Below are 17890 nucleotides of genomic sequence, written 5' to 3' on the forward strand. Positions count from 1 at the left end.
CCGAAGTACTTCGTGATCGCGGCCGTCAGCGACGTCTTGCCATGGTCAACGTGACCGATCGTGCCAATGTTGACGTGCGGCTTGTTGCGCTCAAACTTGCTCTTTGCCATTGAATGCTTCCTGTGAACATAAGTGTGGACCCGGCGACCGGGTTTGGTGTCGCCGTTTAAGGCTTTCCACCAGAATGCGCAAGACATAATTACGACGCGCGCCCGCACAAGGGGAACCGGGCAAATCGAACGGAAACCCCCTATGGATGGAGCGGTTCCGCGGTGTTCTCTCCACTAGGCAATGCAGCTTAGATGACAGCCGGAAAACAAGGGGCCGACCGTCATCCCTCAAAGCGGGAGACGGCCGGCCCTCTATTCAGTGAGTGCCAGATCGGGCTCTTACTTCGCCGGCTTCAGCGAGCTGATGAGCGCTACAAGTTCCGGGCCGTGCTTTTCCTGCTCGCCCTTGGTGCCCCAATAGGTGATGACGAGAAGCTTGTCCGGCTTCGGCGCGACGAGCGAGACGCCGATCGAAACGGCGCCGTCCTTATCCTTGCCACTCCAGTCCAGATTGATCATCTTCATGCCGTTGAACGTGTCTTCGGACTGTTTCTGAGTGGCCGGGTCGACAGTGACGCCATTTTCACCGAGGAAAGAGAACACATCTTCGATGACCTTATCGGTGGTCTCGGCGCTTGCGACGTCGATCGACAGATAGATCGCGCCGTCGTCGGAACTGGCCTGGATGCCGCTGTCGGTTTCCTCCGGGTTCCAGGCGTCCGGAATGGTGATCTGCGCGACGGGGGCGGCGCTCGGGAAAAGCACGGTAGCAGCAAACGACGCGGACGGCAGGAGCATCGTCGCAAGGGCTGCGGCGGCAAGTATTTTCTTCATGGACAAGTTTCCATAGCTGGTGGTGGGGCGGCCTCTGTGCCGGCGAAAAAGCTTCTACCCGGAATGCTTTAAAAAGTTGCGAGCATCATCGCGACAATACGAGGCGATCACGAAAAAACGAGGCTCCAGCAGGAGCGTGCGTCGCCGCAGTCACGGCAGATGACAAGGCAGACGCGGCTAAAAATAGCAAAGACGGATGCAGTCAGACCATCGACGCGCTTTAAAGCGTGTAATTTGTCAGTCTTTATATGGTCAGGAAAGTGGAGCGGGTAGCGGGAATCGAACCCGCGTATTCAGCTTGGAAGGCTGCTGCTCTACCATTGAGCTATACCCGCGGTGTGGTGTCCGATCAGAGACGAATGGTGGAGAGAGTTGGATTTGAACCAACGTAGGCTGAGCCAACGGATTTACAGTCCGTCCCCTTTAACCACTCGGGCATCTCTCCAGTTTTTCGTCCGGATCGTGAGACCAAGTTCGTCAGACCTTGAAGCTTGCCGCCCCTCGATCTGCGCCGCGTATATGACCGCCTCGTTCTCGTCTGTCAACACGAGGAAGAAGCAAAAATGACGAAAATAAATCAGCCGCTCTTTCGATCCGCCTCCCCGTCGAGGGCTTTGCCCGGAGAGCGAGGATGGCTATAAGGCCTGATGAGCAAGGACGACAAACAAGACAAATCCACCCGCGACACCCATTATGCGACGCTTCGGCGCGCCGTGCGCGACTCCAAGCGCGAACGCGGGGAAATTCCGACGCCGCCCTTGAAGCGGCCGAAATCCAACAAGGACTGGAAACCGCCGCAGCTTCAGCCGGAACAGGTCTTCCTTTATGGCCTGCACACGGTGCGCGCCGCCCTCGACAATCCCGAGCGCAAGCTCATCAAGCTGTCGGTGACGCAGAACGCCTTCGCGCGGCTTGAGATCGGCGAACCGGAGACGTTGTCCTTGCCGGTCGAATTCGTCTCGCCGCAGGATATCGACAAGGTGCTCGGCCCCGAGGCCATCCACCAGGGCGTGATGCTGGAAACGCGGCCCCTGCCCGTTCGGCGCCTGGAAGCCTTGAAGGCAAGTCCGCTCCTGCTGGTTCTCGACCAGGTGACCGACCCGCACAATGTCGGCGCGATCATGCGTTCGGCGGTCGCGTTCGGCGCCGGCGCGGTCATCACCACCCAGAGACATAGCCCGACCGAATCCGGCGTGCTTGCCAAATCCGCCTCCGGCGCGCTGGAACTCATACCTTATATACAGGTCACCAATCTCGCCGACGCGATCGAAGAACTGCACCGGCTCGGTTTCCAGACGATCGGGCTCGATTCGGAAGGCCCCGCCCCGCTCGAAGGCACGTTTGCCGGTGGCCGGATCGCTCTCGTGCTCGGCTCTGAGGGCAAGGGCCTGCGGCAGAAGACCCGGGAGACGGTCAACGCGCTTGCCCGTCTCGACATGCCGGGCGCTATCAAATCGCTCAACGTCTCGAACGCCGCCGCGATCGCGCTCTACGCGACACAGCAGCATCTCGCCAAGGCCGGTTGAGCCGAGCCGTTTTAGACTCCCATGCGCGGGGCAAACGTGTCATTGGAAGTCTACCCAACCGACGTGACCAGCTGCCATGGAATTCATGCTCGCCACCTTCGAAAAAGCCGCGCTGCTTGCCGGCAAAGCCATCCTCGACGTCTACAGGGCCGGACCCAACACCAGCTACAAGGCTGATAAATCCCCGGTCACGGAGGCGGATGAACGGGCCGAAGAGATCATCCTCGCCGAACTCGCCCAAGCCTTTCCCGACATCCCCGTCGTCGCGGAAGAATCGGTTGCGATGGGGCGCATCCCGTCGATCGAGGGACGCTCCTTCATCCTGGTCGATCCGCTCGACGGTACCAAGGAGTTCATCAACGATCGCGAGGATTTCACGGTCAACATCGCCCTGATCGAGAACGGCATGCCGATACTCGGTGTCGTTTATGCGCCCGCCCTTAAGGTCGCCTATCTCGGTGGCGGCGGACGGGCGGAAAAACTTGTGATCGACGACGAATTCGCGGTGACGAACCGGGTGCCGGTCGTCGCAAGGCCGGTCGAGGCCCGCCCGATCTGCGTTGCGAGCCGCTCGCATAATTCCGCCGAGACCGAGGCCTTCCTCGAAAAATCAGGCGCCGCCGATATCCGCAGCATTGGTTCCTCGCTGAAATTCTGCCTGCTGGCGGAGGGTATCGCCGACCTCTACCCCCGCTTCGGCCGAACCATGGAATGGGACACGGCCGCCGGAGACGCCGTGCTCCGTGCCGCCGGCGGCAGCACGGTCACGCTCGACGGGGCACCGCTTACCTATGGCAAGACCGGCCGCGCAGACATGCTGGATTTCGCCAATCCCGATTTCATCGCCTGGGGATCGCGCCCTGGAAAGCCGTAGCAGCAATCCTATTGTCATTACCCCGTAACGTTGGTCAGCCAGGCCGCTCCGGTAACGCCTGACCAAAGCCGCCACAGGCAACCAATCCGACGCGTTGCATTCCCTTTCGGATGCGCTTAGGAAACCGCTGCGCGTGAGATTACCGGATAAAGATGAGGATCATTGATGCGTATTGTGATGGTTGGATCGGGTTATGTCGGCCTCGTGTCGGGAGCCTGCTTTGCGGATTTCGGACATGACGTGATCTGCGTCGACAAGGCTGCCGAAAAGATCGAAGCGCTGAAACAAGGCGTCATCCCGATCTTCGAGCCGGGCCTCGAGGCGCTGGTCGAATCGAACGTCAAATCCCGTCGCCTTTCCTTCACCACGGAACTCGGCCCCGCCGTGGCTGATGCCGATGTCGTCTTCATCGCAGTCGGCACCCCGTCGCGCCGCGGCGACGGCCATGCCGATCTCGGCTATGTCCATGCCGCAGCACGAGAAATCGCCGAAGCGCTGACCGGCTTCACGGTCATCGTCACCAAGTCGACCGTTCCGGTCGGCACCGGCGACGAAGTGGAGCGGATCATCCGCGAAACCAATCCGGATGCGGATTTCGCCGTCGTCTCCAACCCCGAATTCCTACGCGAAGGCGCTGCGATCGAGGACTTCAAGCGCCCTGACCGCATCGTCGTCGGCCTTTCCGACGAGCGCGCCCGCGGAGTGATGACGGAAGTCTATCGTCCGCTCTATCTCAACCAGTCGCCGCTCCTCTTCACCAGCCGCCGGACCTCCGAACTGATCAAATACGCCGCCAATGCCTTCCTGGCGATGAAGATCACCTTCATCAACGAAATGGCCGATCTCTGCGAGCGCGTCGGCGCCGACGTCCAGGACGTTTCACGCGGCATCGGTCTCGACGGCCGCATCGGCTCGAAATTCCTGCATGCCGGCCCCGGTTACGGCGGCTCCTGCTTCCCGAAGGACACGCTGGCGCTCGCCAAGACCGCCCAGGATTATGAAAGCCCGGTCCGACTGATCGAAACCACCATCGCCGTCAACGACACCCGCAAGCGGGCGATGGGCCGCAAGGTGATCGCGGCTGCCGGCGGCGACGTGCGCGGCAAGAAGGTCGCCGTCTTCGGGCTGACCTTCAAGCCGAACACCGACGACATGCGCGACAGCCCGGCGATCGCCGTCGTCCAGACCCTGCAGGATGCCGGCGCGATCGTTTCCGGCTACGATCCGGAAGGCATGGAAAACGCCCGGCAGTTGATGGCTATCGAATTCGCCGACGGCCCCTATCAGGCCGCCGAAGGCGCCGATGTCGCGGTTCTCGTCACCGAATGGAACGAGTTTCGCGCACTCGATCTCGAACGCCTGAAATCCGTCATGAAGAGCCCGGTTCTCGTCGACCTGCGCAATGTCTATCGCGCGCGGGAGGTGGAAGCCCATGGCTTTACCTATACCGGCGTCGGAAAAATGCACTAGGGCAGTCTCGAAGGCGGCGGGCCTGGAGTTTTTGGGCTCTTTGCAAGAGTTGTCCCGCAGATTAGGCAAGCGAAAATCACTTGGGCCGTGACCCGGTGCCGGACCATCCGTGCCAGTCGCTTTTGGAGCGTCCTGGCGCGGAAGGCTTTAAAGCTGCGCCCCGGTTGGGCATATTGCATGTCGATGATGTTTCGCCGCCTCATGCAGATAGGCTTGGGTTTGTCCTTGGCCCTCCCGCCCTCTCCCCTCCTGCCCTCTGGCGGGAGCGTCGGTGCTGCCGAAGACCCCGCCGCTCCCGAATGCCGATACGAGCGTGCGGCATCGGACGAGATTGGCCGATTGTGCATCCGCGCCGAAACCTACAATCAGGATCTCTGTCAGGTGATGCAGCGGCTGGCCGAGAAGAACGGGCTGCCGCCGGAATTTTTCGCGAGGCTGGTCTGGCGGGAAAGCCTGTTCCGGGCCAATGCGGTGAGCCCGAAAGGGGCCGAGGGCATCGCCCAGTTCATGCCGGAAACCGCAAGAATCCGCGGCCTGAGAAACAGCTTCGATGTCATCGAAGCGCTTGCGGCATCCGCTCTCTATCTCAGGAATCTGCGCGACCGTTTTGGCAATCTCGGCCTTGCCGCCGCAGCCTATAATGCGGGCGAAGCAGGTCTCGAAACATTCCTGACGACCGGGCGGCTGCCGATCGAGACGCGCGACTACGTGTTTGCGATTACCGGCCATTCCGCAGAAACGTGGAAGGGCGATCCGCCGAAGACGGCGGCTCAGGCTCTCGATCCCGGAAAACCCTTCCTCGACGGCTGCCTGCGGCTCGCCAATACGAGGCGGCTCAACGAGAGCGTCTTGATAGCATCGGCGGATTGGGCGCCCTGGGGCGTGCAGCTTTCCGCGCACTACAATCCGAATATCGCCAGCCAGCTATTTGCCACCACGATCAGCCGTCTGCCGGCGCCGCTCAACTCGGAACGGGCGCTCGTCGTGCGGCAGAAACGCGGCAATTTCGGCTATCGCCCGCGCTATGCAGCGCGGATCGGCCGCGCCACCAGAGCTGAAGCTATCGACTTGTGTGCCAGGATCAGGGCACACGCCGTGCCCTGCACGGTTTTCAGAAACTGAAGCGGTAAGCAGAAGAAGGCCTTCCGCTTGCCGCACATAGGTCTCGATCAGCAGTTTTGTGCCTGCCCAGGCGCGAGAGTTCCGTCCGCATTGGGCGTCGCGGAGCCGGAACCTTGCGGCAGATTGTTGGTCGTGGCGGAGCCGGAACCCTGTGGCAGGTTATTGGTCGTGGCGGAGCCAGAACCCTGCGGCAGGTTGTTGGGCGCGCATTTGGAGCCGCCGGAATTGCCGATCGTGCTGCCTGTCGAATTGGAATCAAGCGCGCCGCGTCCTGCTCCATTCAGCGGGGTGGTCGTATTGCCATTGAGCGTGCCGGAGCCAGTGGTTCCCGATCCCGGTACGGATCCGCTGGTTCCCGCAGAACCTGAGCCCGAAACGCCGCCGGATACTGATCCGGATCCCGAACTCGACTGGGCGACCGCGGCAGTGGCGAGACCAAGCGACAATGCGCCAACGGTGAGTATCTTTGCAAACATTGGATTTCCTCTCGTGGGATTTTCCAGACATGCCCTACGGCCGCCTAACCCTGCCGATCGCATAAGGTTTCCGACGTTCCAATCGCTTCCACCGAATAACGGCGGCGGGGTCAGGCGGCCATGTCGTGAATCTCCAAGTCGCCAGCCGTTCCAGCAAAAACCGAGCGGGAACAGGCGAGTAGGAACGCTGTCGGAATGCGTTGGAACGCCTACTTGATTAAGTGATTGATTTTAATGGTGCCCCCGCCAGGGTTCGAACCCGGGACCCCCTGATTACAAATCAGGTGCTCTACCAACTGAGCTACAAGGGCACTTTCGAGTGGGGAGTTACCAGATTTTCCCCTCCTGTAAAGAGAAAATCGCCGTAACATCACATACCGTGCATTCGAGTTGCGTTGTTTCACGCACGGGCGATGGCGCAAGGCGCTTGTTCAAAACCCTGTTTTTACTGTACTTAGTGCCGTCCCGCCGGCATGGTCCTGTTACAGGATCGTGTTAGCTCACCTGTTTACAGCGTCCCTTGCGCGCCCCGTCGGGCGGCGGCACCCTCAAAGGCCCGTTCATGTCGTCTGAGACGAACAAGTTCTCCATCATCGCCTCGACAGCCCCGGAAGCACAATCCGCGCTGGAAGAACTCGTACGGCTCTATGGCAATGTGCCGACCGAGGAAGCCGACGTGATCATCGCGCTCGGCGGCGACGGTTTCATGCTGCAGACGCTCCACGACACGATCAATACGGGCAAAAGCGTCTACGGGATGAACTGCGGCTCGGTCGGCTTCCTGATGAACGATTACCGCGCCCAGAAACTGCACGAGCGGGTGGCCGAATCGGTGGAAAACGAATTTCACCCGCTGAAGATGACGACGGAAAACGAGGACGGCTCGACGTCGGTGGCGCTCGCCATCAACGAGGTCTATCTCTTTCGGCAATCCTATCAGGCGGCCAAGCTCAGGGTGGAGATCGACGGCCATGTGCGGCTGGAGGAACTGATCTGCGACGGCCTGATGATCGCGACGCCCGCCGGTTCGACCGCCTACAATCTCTCGGCGCATGGCCCGATCCTGCCGCTGGAAGCGCCGTTGCTCGCCATGACGCCGGTCTCGGCCTTCCGTCCGCGGCGCTGGCGCGGGGCGCTGCTGCCGAACCACGTCTGCGTCGACATCCATATTCTCGAGCCGGACAAGCGGCCGGTCAACGCGGTTGCCGACAATACCGAGGTGAAGTCGGTGCTGAAGGTACGGGTGGCGCAGTCGACCGAAATCACCGCGCGCATCCTCTCCGATCCGAACCATTCCTGGTCCGACCGGATTCTCGCCGAACAGTTCAACAACTGACTCAACGTCAACTCACGCGGATGAAACCTGTTGCCCTCGCGTGAAGCTCAGCGCTTCGGGGAAAAGGCACGCAAAAAAGTGCGGGTAGCGTTTGCCGCCATCTGGTCGATCTCCGATTCGGGCGTCTGACGGCCGAGCTGCTGATCGTAACGCAGGTCGGTCGCCAGAAGCGCCATATACTGGCGGGCGGCAAGCGCCGGATCGTCGACCTCGAGATAACCGCCATGGGCGAGCTGCGCCAGGCGGGCTGCGATCGCCGGATATTTCTTGCCCGGCCCGTATTCCTTCCAGGTCTCGAAAAGCTCAGGGAAGCGAGCGCCTTCGGTTTCGACCACCTTGCGCAGCCAGCGGCCGTTCGGGTCGCAGATCGCCTTGCGCAGGAGCTGCGCCGAAAATTGCGTCAGCTCCGTCTCGATGTCCTGCGGCGCCACGGGGAAGGTATCGAGCACGCGAAAGAAACCGGCGCTGGAGCGGTCGGTGATTTCAGCGACCACCACCTTGAAAAGATTATCCTTGTCGCCCAGCTGATTGTAGATCGTCTGGCGCGACACCCCTGCCCTCGCCGCGATCGCATCAATGCTGGCGCCGCCAAAGCCTTCCTGGGCGAAAACATCGGCTGCAGCATTGAGGATCGCCTGGCGCTTGTTCTGCGCCGGCGGCCAGGTGTCGTAATCGCGCGGAAGTTCGGCAGACGAATTTTTCATGACATCACTATAGCGGGGCTTGACGGATTGGACAATTGTGTCCAAAATAATTTACATGATTGTTTAGGCCCACTCTCCCGTATCTGGCCGGCTCTCATATTCATCTCCCATAATCGTCCTCGCCTGCCGTTACCACGGCAGATGTGGTGACGGGAAAGGTTTTTTCCAAATGCAAAGCAGAGCTCCTTCGCATGCCCTGTCGCTCGGGCTGCTCTCGGCTATCGGGCTTTTCGCCCTCGACATGTATCTCCCGGCGCTGCCGACCATCCGCGCCAGCCTCAATGCCAACAGCCATGAGGTACAGGCGAGCCTGATCTCCTTCTTCGCCGCCATGGCGGTGTCGCAGATCGCCTACGGCCCGCTCTCCGACATGTTCGGCCGCAAGCGGCCGCTCTATGTCGGCCTCGCGCTTTATGCCATCGGCGCGATCGGCTGCGCGCTGTCGCCGTCGATCGAATGGCTGATCGCCTTCCGGTTCCTGCAGGGCATGGGCGCCTGCGCCGGCGTTGTCATCTCCCGCGCCATCGTCCGCGACCTGCATACCGGTCCGGCCGCAGCCGAGCTGATGTCGCGGCTGATGCTGGTGTTCAGCGTCTCGCCGATTCTCGCCCCGCTTGCCGGCAGCATCGTCACCGTGTTCGGCGACTGGCGGCTGATCTTCTGGGTGATGGTCGGCGCCGGTGCGGTCGGCGCCGTCGTTGCGGTGTTCTTCCTTGAGGAAACCCGCCTGCCGGCTGCGCGCAGCGAAAGCAGCCTCGCCGGCGCGCTCAACTCCTACGGCACGCTGCTCCGGGACCCCTATTATCTCGGGCTGGTGCTGATCGCATCCTTCGGCATGTCGAGCTACATGATCTATGTGGCGAATTCGTCCTTCGTGCTGATCGAGCATTACGGCCTGTCGCCGACCTTCTACAGCATCGTCTTTTCGTGCAATGCGGTCGCCTTCATCGGCATGTCGCAGCTGAACGGCTGGCTTTCACGCAAGATCGGGCTCCGCAAAGTGATCCGCAGCGCGGTGTTCGGTTATTCGACGATGATGGTCCTTCTGGCACTCGTCACCTCGCTCGGCATCGACCGTCTCGATGTGATGGCGGCCTTCCTGTTCGGCGGCTACGGCTTCCTCGGCCTGATCATCCCGACGGCGGCGGTGCTGGCGCTCGAACATCACGGCCGGATTGCCGGCACGGCGTCGGCGATGATGGGCACGATCCAGTTCGTGACATCGGCGGTGGTGGTTGGCCTCGGTGGAATGTTCGTCGACGGCACCTCGCGCCCGATGGTCACGGTCATCGCGGCATGCTCGGTGGTCGTCCTCCTGCTGTCGCTTGTCGTGCTGCGCAGCCGCCAGGGCGCCATGGCGGCAGCGGCGGAATAAACCGCGCCTGCGCCCAACAAAAAAAGCGGCCGGACCTTGCAAGGTCCGGCCGCTTTCGTTTGTGATTGTTGCATGGATCGTCAGTCGACGTCGGCGACATCCACATCCGGCTTGCCGCTGATGCGGTGCGCCAGGGCCGCTTCCATGAACGGATTGATATCTCCGTCCAGCACGTCGTCCGGCGCGGTGCTGGTCACGCCCGTCCGCAAGTCCTTGACCATCTGATAGGGCTGCAGAACATAGGAGCGGATCTGGTGACCCCAGCCGATATCGGACTTCGAAGCCGCCTCGGCATTCGCCGCGTCCTCGCGCTTCTTCAACTCCGCTTCGTAGAGCCGCGCACGGAGCATGTCCCAGGCCTTGGCCTTGTTCTTGTGCTGCGAGCGTTCCTGTTGGCACTGCACCACGATGCCCGACGGGATATGGGTGATGCGCACCGCCGAGTCGGTGGTGTTGACGTGCTGGCCGCCGGCGCCCGACGAACGATAGGTGTCGATGCGGCAATCGCTTTCGTTGATCTCGATGTTGATCGAGTCGTCGATGACCGGATAGACCCAGATGGACGAGAACGAGGTGTGGCGGCGGGCGTTGCTGTCATAGGGCGAAATGCGGACCAGACGGTGGACGCCCGATTCGGTCTTCAGCCAACCATAGGCATTGTGGCCCTTGACGAGGATGGTCGCGGACTTGATGCCCGCTTCTTCGCCATCATGCACTTCCAGCAACTCGACCTTGAAACGCTGGCGCTCCGCCCAGCGGGTGTACATGCGCAGAAGCATGTTCGCCCAATCCTGGCTTTCCGTGCCACCGGCGCCGGAATGGACTTCGACATAGGTGTCGTTGCCATCCGCTTCGCCCGACAGCATGGCCTCGACCTGGCGCCGGCCGGATTCCGCCATCAGCGCCTTCAGCGCATCTTCGGCTTCCTTGACGATCGCTTCGTCGCCCTCTTCCTCGCCGAGTTCGATGAGCTCGATATTGTCGTTGAGTTGGCTCTCCATGGCCTTGACGCCATTGATGCCGTCATCGAGCTGCTGGCGCTCGCGCATCAGCTTCTGCGCTTCCGCAGCATCGTTCCAGAGGTTCGGATCCTCTGACTTGTTATTCAACCAGTCCAGTCGTCTTACCGCCTGATCCCAGTCAAAGATGCCTCCTCAGCAGGCTTATGGCCTGCTTGATTTCGTCGACTACATTGATGATTTCCGCACGCATGGCGCTTGTTCTTCGCTCTTTGTGTTGGGGTTTTAAGTGCCGTGGACATAGTTGCAGCCAGCCCGGATGTAAAGCCCGGGCCCGCCGACAAGGCTGCCGCTTCGGATAGCGATCAGAACAGACCCGGCATGCCCGAGGTGACAGCCTGCTGCGCCTGGGGCGAATTGGTGAAGATCTGATCCTGGGTCATGTATTCGCCGTCGCCGATGACCTGAAAGACGTCGGCCGGGCCGGTGCCGGGCTTGAAGGCCTCGACGATCGTGTCGGGTTGGCCTTCCATGGCCGCCATGCCGGTCTTGCGATTGACCGCGACGAGCTGCATGCCGTCCGGCACGTGGAATTTTTCGGCTGGCGTCAGCTTGGCGGCCTGGGCGAGGAACTCACCGAAAATAGGCGCTGCAAGACCACCGCCGGTGCCGGCACGGCCGAGCGGCGCCGGAGTATCGAAGCCGATATAAAGGCCGGCGACGAGGTTCGGGGTGAAACCGACGAACCAGGCATCCTTCTCATCATTGGTGGTGCCGGTCTTGCCGGCGACATCGCGGTCCTTGACCGGAATCTTGCCGGCGGCCGTGCCGCGCAGCACCACGCCCTGCATCATCGAGGTGATCTGGTACGCGGTCATCGGGTCGAGAACCTGCTCGCGGTTATCGACGATACTCGGTTCTTCCTGATGGGCCCAGTCGTTGGAATTGCAGCCGTCGCAGGCGCGCTCCTCATGGCGGAAGATCGTCTTACCGTAGCGGTCCTGGATGCGGTCGATGACGGTCGGCTTGATCTGCTTGCCGCCGTTGGCGATGACGGCATAGGCCGAGACCATGCGCATCACCGTCGTCTCGCCGGAACCGAGCGACATGGCAAGCACCGGCAACATCTTGTCGTAGATGCCGAAACGCTCGGCATATTCGGCAACCAGTTCCATGCCCATATCCTGTGCCAGGCGCACAGTCATCTGGTTGCGGGATTTTTCGATGCCGGTGCGCAGCGTCGACGGGCCTCCGGCCTCGCCGCCGTAGTTCTCCGGCTTCCAGACCTGGCCGCCCGAGACGATCTCGATCGGAGCGTCGAGGATAACCGAAGCGGGCGTATAGCCGTTATCGAGGGCTGCCGAATAAACGAACGGCTTGAACGACGAACCCGGCTGGCGCATCGCCTGGGTGGCGCGGTTGAATTCGGACTGCGAATAGGAGAAGCCGCCCGCCATCGCGAGAACGCGTCCCGTATTCGGGTCCATGGCGACGAAACCGCCCTGGACTTTTGGTGGCTGGCGCAGCCGATAGGTCTTGGCCTGCGGATTGATCGGTTCCACGTAGACGACGTCGCCCGGCTTCAGCACGCCGTCCGGCGATTTCGCCGGCTTGCGGGTATTGGTGGAGTCCCGATAGGCCCATTTCATGTCGTCGCCGTTGATCGTGCCCGTCTCGCGAGCCGCATCGACCTTGCCGGCCGCGTCAGCCGAGGGCTGCAGGCCGATCGTGGCGGACTTTGCCGATACTTCGGTCACGACCGCCAGCTTCCATTCCGGCACGTCCGCAAGGGACTTCTGCTTGGCGAGTTCCGGGCCCCAATCCCAGGTTCCAGGCGCGCCGGTCGTGGCAATCTGCGCTACCGGGCCATGAAAGCCGCGGCGCTCGTCATATTCCACGAGGCCGTTCTGAAGCGCGCGGCGGGCGATGACCTGAAGATCGGGGTCGAGCGAGGTGCGGACCGAAAGCCCGCCCTCGTAAAGCGCCTTGTCACCGTAGCGGTCGATGATCTGACGGCGGACTTCCTCGGAGAAATAATCCGATGCGAAGACATGGGCGCCGGTGCGGCGTTGCTTGACGCCGAGCGGCTGCTTCTTGGCGTCGTCTGCGTCGCCTTGCGTGATGTAGCCGTTCTCGGCCATGCGGTCGATGACCCAGTTGCGGCGCTCGAGTGCCGCCTTTTCGCGGCGGAAGGGATGGTAATTGGCCGGGCCCTTGGGAAGGGCCGCAAGATAGGCGGCCTCGGCCGTCGTCAGTTCGGTCACCGACTTGTCGAAATAGGTGAGCGCAGCACCTGCAATGCCGTAGGAATTGAGGCCGAAGAAGATCTCGTTCAGGTAGAGTTCGAGGATCTTGTCCTTGGAATAGGTCTGCTCGATACGGAAGGAAAGGATCGCTTCCTTGACCTTGCGGTCGATTGTCTGGTCGCCGGTAAGAAGGAAGTTCTTCGCCACCTGCTGGGTGATGGTCGAGGCGCCTTCGGGGCGACGGCCGGAACCTAGGTTCTGAAGGTTCGAAAGGACGGCGCGCCCAAGCCCCGTGATGTCGATGCCGGGATGGCTGTAGAAGTTCTTGTCTTCGGCCGACAGGAAAGCGGCCTTGACGCGATCGGGCACCGCCTGGATCGGCAGGAAGAGGCGCCGTTCGCGGGCATATTCTGCCATCAGCGCGCCGTTGCCGGCGTGAACGCGGGTGGCGACCGGCGGCTCGTAGGAGGCAAGAACCTCGTAGTTCGGCAGGTCCTTGGTCATCCCGGTGAGATAAATACCCACGCCGGCAGCCACGACCAGAAACAGGACGCAGGCCAATCCAAAGAGATAACCAATCAATCTTACCATATTGGAGCTACCGTTCAGCTTTCATTCGGCGCGTGAAACACACCATCGCATGGTTAGAGGCGTTTTGCACGGTGATCGAACCAGCGCAAGCCGGAAGAGGATCAATCGTCCGTCATCCATTGCGTCCGGAAACCACCGAGTAATCGCCCGAATGTGAGTAAAATAGGGCTCTTAGCTGCAATTTCCGGTGACTGGCCTCCCCTTGCATCATATTCGCCGGCGCCTGTGGCACCCGCGCCACGCGCATCCGGGAAAATCAGCCACCATTTGCCATCGCCCGGTCACGATAGCGCCTGATCGCGTCGACCATGCGGTCGATCACCTTCGAGCGCCACGACTCATCCAGAAGCAGCTTTTCATCTTCGGCATTGGACAGAAAGCCGAGTTCAAGGAGCACGGACGGAATGTCCGGTGCGCGCAGCACCTGGAAACCCGCGTAACGGTGGGGATTGTTGATGAGCCCGATCTGTCCCTCGAAGGATTCGACGACATTGCTGGCGAGCGCGATCGAAAACGCCTGGGTCTCGCGGCGCGTCAGGTCGAGCAGGATATCGGCGACTTCGGGCGGCCCGCTCTGGAGGGTATAGCCCGCAAGCTCGTCGGACAGGTTTTCGCGGGTGGCGAGGTTCTCGGCCATGCGGTCGGAGGCCTTGTCCGAGAGCGTATAGACGGTCGCGCCGCGGATATCCTTCTGGCCGAGCGTGTCGGCGTGCAAGGATACGAAGAGATCGGCATGGCCCTGGCGGGCGAGCGTCACGCGCTCGGAGAGCGACAGGAACGTGTCGTCGTCGCGGGTGAGGAAAACCTTGATACCCTCGACCTTGTTCAATCGTTCGGCAAGCGTCTTGGCGAACGCGAGCGTAATGGTCTTTTCGGGGGTCTTGGTGCCCGCCCCGGTGGCGCCGGCATCGATCCCGCCATGCCCGGCATCGACGGCAACGGTGAAGACATTATCCTTCTCGGCCATCGCCAACGGGTCCGGAGTGGCTGCCGCCGACGTCGCCCAGTTCTGGGTTTTCACCAGATCGGCAAAAACCTCCTTTGAGGCCATTTCCGCATCCAGGACCAAACGGTAGCTGCCGTTGTCGTTAGACTGCACCTCGGCGATCGACAGTTTTACCGGCCGCTTGGCAGTCAGCACGATACGAGCGCTCGACTCACCCATCGTGCCGTAGCGGATATCCTTGAAGAGGCCGCGCGCGGATAAATCCTCGGCAGGGAAGCCGAAGGCCGTTGCCGGCAGATCGACGATCACCCGTTCAGGCGCGGCGACGTAATGGACGGAGAATTCCGGTTTCTTCTCGAAATCGATGACGATCCGGGTGCGCGCCTCGTCACCGGCGACCCGCGCGCTGAAGGCGAGAAGCGGCGGCGGCGCGGCACCGGCGGAGCTCAAGGGGAGGGTCGCGCCGAAGCCTACCAAAAGGAGAAGAGCGCAACCGATTCGCGCAAAAAACCGTCCGCGGCCCCCGCCGCCGGCCGTCGCCGCGCCTGCCTTCACATCCGCCCTCAAAACGCCACTCGCATTCAAAGCCCCGCCGCCTATCAGGCAACCCGCATCAAAGTGCCCATTTTAGAAGGCATTTGCCCGTTAAAAGATGCGAATCATCCGCCCGTTCCTTGCCATTCATAAGAGGTCTAATTCCATCGAGAATATGGCAAACTTGGCTTTTCCCTTGCTATTGTGACAGATAAACCATACAACGCCCCCGAGGGTTAAAGTGTTGACGGGATAGTCTGCCGATAGGCTGGCCAGCCTCTTCAGGACCTGGCGCCGAAGACCGACAGTCATCCGCCGTCGCTACACTTTTTCCTGATACACGATCCAACCGGCGGTGGCCGGAATAATACCGGGTGGCATGCCACCCACCGCTCATACGGAGCACATTCATCGGGCCCCTGCGGGCCTATGGTATCGTCATTCTCGTTTGGTTTTTGATGTCGCGGCACAATTTTCAGAACCTGGAGGGACCGAGGGAGCAACGCTCCCCGTCATCTTTCCGGTTGCCGTCACAACCGCGCCCGACGGGAACATCTTTATCCGGCGCAACGACCGCATTGCATGACGGGCCTGTCCTTGTGGCAGCCTTTTCTGCATTCCCCCGGCGGCGCCGAGGAGCAGAATTTCAATGGCAGACAAAATGCTTATCGACGCGTCTCACGAAGAGGAGACGCGCGTAGTTGTCGTTCGCGGTAACCGGATCGAGGAATTCGATTTCGAATCGCAGCATAAGAAACAGATACGCGGCAATATCTATCTGGCGAAGGTGACGAGGGTCGAACCCTCACTACAGGCCGCTTTCGTCGACTACGGCGGGAACCGTCACGGCTTCCTCGCCTTCGCCGAAATCCATCCCGACTATTATCAGATCCCGCTTGCCGACCGCCAGGCGCTGATGCAGCAGGAAGCCGAGGATCAGCGTAAGATCGCCGAGGCGGAAGCCGCCGACCCCGTAGTCGATCTTGCCAATCAGGATCAGCCGGATATCGGCATCTCCATCCCGGCACCCGCCGCCGAGCCCGAAAGCGAAGCCGGTGGCCAAGCAACGGAAGCAAGCCCGGCCGAGGCCGTCGCTGCTGAAGAGGCCGAAAAGCCGAAGGCCAAGCCGCGCCGCAGCCGCGCTCGCAAGAAGCCGGCAGACGAAGCGCCCGCCGTAGAAGCCGCAGCATCCGAGGGCGAAAGCGCCCCCTCCTCCGACAACAATGACGACGACGGTTCGACGCCCGGCGAAATGGCCGCGATGGTCGAGACCGATTCGATTTCGGAAGACGTCGACGCCCGCCGGGGCGGCGGCCGCAACGACGATTTCGATGACGACGACGATGACGACCACGGCGAGAAGGAAGTGATCGAATCGGTCGGCGCCGAAGACGCGATGGAAGAAGTTCCGGACCGCGTCGTGCGCAAGCCGCGCAAGCAGTATCGCATCCAGGAAGTCATCAAGCGCCGCCAGATCCTGCTCGTGCAGGTCGCCAAGGAAGAGCGCGGCAACAAGGGCGCTGCTCTTACCACCTACCTTTCGCTCGCCGGCCGTTATTCGGTCCTGATGCCGAACACGGCGCGCGGCGGCGGTATCTCCCGCAAGATCACCCAGCCGCAGGACCGCAAGCGTCTTAAGGAAATTGCCCGCGAACTCGATGTGCCGCAGGGCATGGGCGTGATCCTGCGCACCGCCGGCGCCAACCGCACCCGCGTCGAAGTCAAGCGCGACTTCGAATACCTGATGCGCCTGTGGGAGAACGTCCGCACGCTGACACTGAGCTCGACCGCCCCTACCCTCGTCTATGAAGAAGGCTCGTTGATCAAGCGCTCGATCCGCGACCTCTACAACAAGGACATTTCCGAGATCATCGTGTCCGGCGAAGAAGGCTATCGTGAAGCGAAAGACTTCATGAAGATGCTGATGCCGAGCCATGCCAAGGTGGTCCAGCCCTATCGCGACCTGCATCCGATCTTTGCCCGTTCCGGCATCGAGGCGCAGCTCGACCGCATGCTGCAGCCGCAGGTGACGCTGAAGTCCGGCGGCTACCTGATCATGAACCAGACGGAAGCGCTCGTCGCCATCGACGTCAACTCCGGCCGTTCGACCCGCGAACATTCGATCGAGGAAACGGCGCTCCAGACCAATCTGGAAGCAGCGGAAGAAGTCGCACGCCAGCTTCGCCTGCGCGACCTTGCCGGCCTGATCGTCATCGACTTCATCGACATGGAAGAAAAGCGCAACAACCGCGCCGTCGAGAAGCGGCTGAAGGATTGCCTGAAGAACGACCGCGCCCGCATCCAGGTCGGCCGCATCTCGCATTTCGGCCTGCTCGAAATGTCGCGCCAGCGTATTCGTGCTTCGGTTCTCGAATCGACGACTCAGATCTGCACCCATTGCGGCGGTACCGGTCATGTGCGCTCGCAGTCGTCGGTCGCCCTGCATGTGCTGCGCGGCGTCGAGGAATACCTGCTCAAGAACACCACGCATGACATCACCGTGCGCACCACGCCGGAAATCGCGCTCTATCTCCTCAACCACAAGCGCGCCAGCATCGTCGATTACGAGAACCGCTTCGGCGTCTCGATCTTCATCGAATCGGATGTCAGCATCGGCTCCAGCCACTTCGCGATCGATCGCGGCGAGCCGGTCGAAAACCCGGTCAAGATCGAAAGCCTGATGCAGTTCGCGGCCATTCCCGTCGAAGAGGACGATGACGACATCATCGTCGAGGCCGACGAGGAGGAAGAGGAAGAGATCGTTGCTTCGTCGCAGCCGGCAGCTGCTGCGGTTGCCGAGCGCGCCCAGTCGCAGGGCGACGATCCGAACGGCCGCAAGCGCAAGCG

Annotated in this window: 14 protein-coding genes and 3 tRNA genes; 7 read left to right on the plus strand and 10 right to left on the minus strand. The window is 61.5% G+C overall.

Annotated elements, in window-relative coordinates; genetic code table 11:
• The 4 genes from MOV61_RS20325 to MOV61_RS20340 all read right to left on the minus strand — a co-directional run.
• On the minus strand, positions 1–110 hold a 110-nt coding region (locus tag MOV61_RS20325; RefSeq protein WP_134887344.1), incomplete at its 3' end, for a GTP-binding protein.
• A gap of 279 nt (positions 111–389) precedes the next feature.
• Complete coding sequence (locus tag MOV61_RS20330; RefSeq protein WP_247137860.1) at positions 390–884, minus strand: histidine kinase; 495 nt, start codon at positions 882–884, stop codon at positions 390–392.
• Between the two features lie 261 nt (positions 885–1145).
• A tRNA-Gly gene (locus MOV61_RS20335) sits at positions 1146–1219 on the minus strand.
• 25 nt (positions 1220–1244) lie between these two features.
• Positions 1245–1329 (minus strand) — tRNA-Tyr (locus MOV61_RS20340).
• Positions 1330–1531: 202 nt separating this feature from the next.
• Here MOV61_RS20340 and rlmB point away from each other — a divergent pair.
• From rlmB to MOV61_RS20360, 4 genes are all read left to right on the plus strand, one after another.
• Positions 1532–2410, plus strand: coding sequence for a 23S rRNA (guanosine(2251)-2'-O)-methyltransferase RlmB (gene rlmB / locus MOV61_RS20345; protein WP_247137861.1), 879 nt, complete (start codon positions 1532–1534; stop codon positions 2408–2410).
• Between the two features lie 85 nt (positions 2411–2495).
• Positions 2496–3284, plus strand: a complete 789-nt coding sequence (gene cysQ, locus MOV61_RS20350) for a 3'(2'),5'-bisphosphate nucleotidase CysQ (protein WP_247137867.1) — start codon at positions 2496–2498, stop codon at positions 3282–3284.
• 165 nt (positions 3285–3449) lie between these two features.
• A complete protein-coding gene (locus tag MOV61_RS20355) occupies positions 3450–4754 on the plus strand; it encodes a UDP-glucose/GDP-mannose dehydrogenase family protein (RefSeq protein ID WP_247137862.1) in 1305 nt (434 codons plus the stop codon).
• A gap of 201 nt (positions 4755–4955) precedes the next feature.
• On the plus strand, positions 4956–5876 hold the full coding sequence (locus MOV61_RS20360) for a transglycosylase SLT domain-containing protein (RefSeq protein WP_408962408.1): 921 nt from the start codon (positions 4956–4958) through the stop codon (positions 5874–5876).
• A 47-nt stretch (positions 5877–5923) separates the two neighbouring features.
• Here the strand turns inward: MOV61_RS20360 and MOV61_RS20365 are convergent, their stop codons facing one another.
• Together MOV61_RS20365 and MOV61_RS20370 are read right to left on the minus strand one after the other, a co-directional pair.
• Positions 5924–6352: a hypothetical protein gene (locus tag MOV61_RS20365; RefSeq protein WP_247137863.1), complete on the minus strand. Its 429-nt coding sequence runs from the start codon at positions 6350–6352 to the stop codon at positions 5924–5926.
• Between the two features lie 235 nt (positions 6353–6587).
• Positions 6588–6663, minus strand: a tRNA-Thr gene (locus MOV61_RS20370).
• 251 nt (positions 6664–6914) lie between these two features.
• Here MOV61_RS20370 and MOV61_RS20375 point away from each other — a divergent pair.
• Entirely contained in the window at positions 6915–7688 is a 774-nt protein-coding gene (locus tag MOV61_RS20375; RefSeq protein WP_038549040.1) for an NAD kinase, read from the plus strand.
• Positions 7689–7735: 47 nt separating this feature from the next.
• Here the strand turns inward: MOV61_RS20375 and MOV61_RS20380 are convergent, their stop codons facing one another.
• Positions 7736–8392, minus strand: coding sequence for a TetR/AcrR family transcriptional regulator (locus tag MOV61_RS20380; protein WP_038542099.1), 657 nt, complete (start codon positions 8390–8392; stop codon positions 7736–7738).
• 169 nt (positions 8393–8561) lie between these two features.
• Between MOV61_RS20380 and MOV61_RS20385 the strand changes: the two genes are divergently transcribed.
• Positions 8562–9767 (plus strand): multidrug effflux MFS transporter, encoded by a 1206-nt coding sequence (locus tag MOV61_RS20385; RefSeq protein ID WP_247137864.1) that lies wholly within the window; start codon positions 8562–8564, stop codon positions 9765–9767.
• Between the two features lie 80 nt (positions 9768–9847).
• Here the strand turns inward: MOV61_RS20385 and prfB are convergent.
• From prfB to MOV61_RS20400, 3 genes are all read right to left on the minus strand, one after another.
• A protein-coding gene (gene prfB / locus MOV61_RS20390) for a peptide chain release factor 2 (RefSeq protein WP_247034016.1) occupies positions 9848–10979 on the minus strand; the annotation gives its coding sequence in 2 pieces (ribosomal slippage) (positions 9848–10909 and positions 10911–10979; 1131 coding nt in all).
• A gap of 112 nt (positions 10980–11091) precedes the next feature.
• A complete protein-coding gene (locus tag MOV61_RS20395; RefSeq protein ID WP_247137865.1) occupies positions 11092–13563 on the minus strand; it encodes a penicillin-binding protein 1A in 2472 nt (823 codons plus the stop codon).
• Between the two features lie 256 nt (positions 13564–13819).
• Entirely contained in the window at positions 13820–15064 is a 1245-nt protein-coding gene (locus tag MOV61_RS20400) for an N-acetylmuramoyl-L-alanine amidase (RefSeq protein WP_408962407.1), read from the minus strand.
• A 628-nt stretch (positions 15065–15692) separates the two neighbouring features.
• On the opposite strand from MOV61_RS20400, the gene MOV61_RS20405 reads away from it, so the two are divergent.
• The coding region (locus tag MOV61_RS20405; RefSeq protein ID WP_247137866.1) for a ribonuclease E/G at positions 15693–17890 on the plus strand (2198 nt) is incomplete at its 3' end.

Origin of the sequence: Neorhizobium sp. BETTINA12A (genome assembly GCF_023006485.1) — a bacterium.
GTDB lineage: Bacteria > Pseudomonadota > Alphaproteobacteria > Rhizobiales > Rhizobiaceae > Neorhizobium.

Excerpts from the sequence above, each read along its gene's own strand:
- MOV61_RS20375 (WP_038549040.1), top strand. The coding sequence starts at position 6,915 with ATGTCGTCTGAGACGAACAAGTTCTCCATCATCGCCTCGACAGCCCCG.
- rlmB (WP_247137861.1), top strand. The coding sequence starts at position 1,532 with ATGAGCAAGGACGACAAACAAGACAAATCCACCCGCGACACCCATTAT.
- MOV61_RS20330 (WP_247137860.1), bottom strand. The coding sequence starts at position 884 with ATGAAGAAAATACTTGCCGCCGCAGCCCTTGCGACGATGCTCCTGCCG.
- MOV61_RS20365 (WP_247137863.1), bottom strand. The coding sequence starts at position 6,352 with ATGTTTGCAAAGATACTCACCGTTGGCGCATTGTCGCTTGGTCTCGCC.
- MOV61_RS20385 (WP_247137864.1), top strand. The coding sequence starts at position 8,562 with ATGCAAAGCAGAGCTCCTTCGCATGCCCTGTCGCTCGGGCTGCTCTCG.
- MOV61_RS20380 (WP_038542099.1), bottom strand. The coding sequence starts at position 8,392 with ATGAAAAATTCGTCTGCCGAACTTCCGCGCGATTACGACACCTGGCCG.
- MOV61_RS20355 (WP_247137862.1), top strand. The coding sequence starts at position 3,450 with ATGCGTATTGTGATGGTTGGATCGGGTTATGTCGGCCTCGTGTCGGGA.
- MOV61_RS20360 (WP_408962408.1), top strand. The coding sequence starts at position 4,956 with ATGCAGATAGGCTTGGGTTTGTCCTTGGCCCTCCCGCCCTCTCCCCTC.
- MOV61_RS20395 (WP_247137865.1), bottom strand. The coding sequence starts at position 13,563 with ATGGTAAGATTGATTGGTTATCTCTTTGGATTGGCCTGCGTCCTGTTT.
- cysQ (WP_247137867.1), top strand. The coding sequence starts at position 2,496 with ATGCTCGCCACCTTCGAAAAAGCCGCGCTGCTTGCCGGCAAAGCCATC.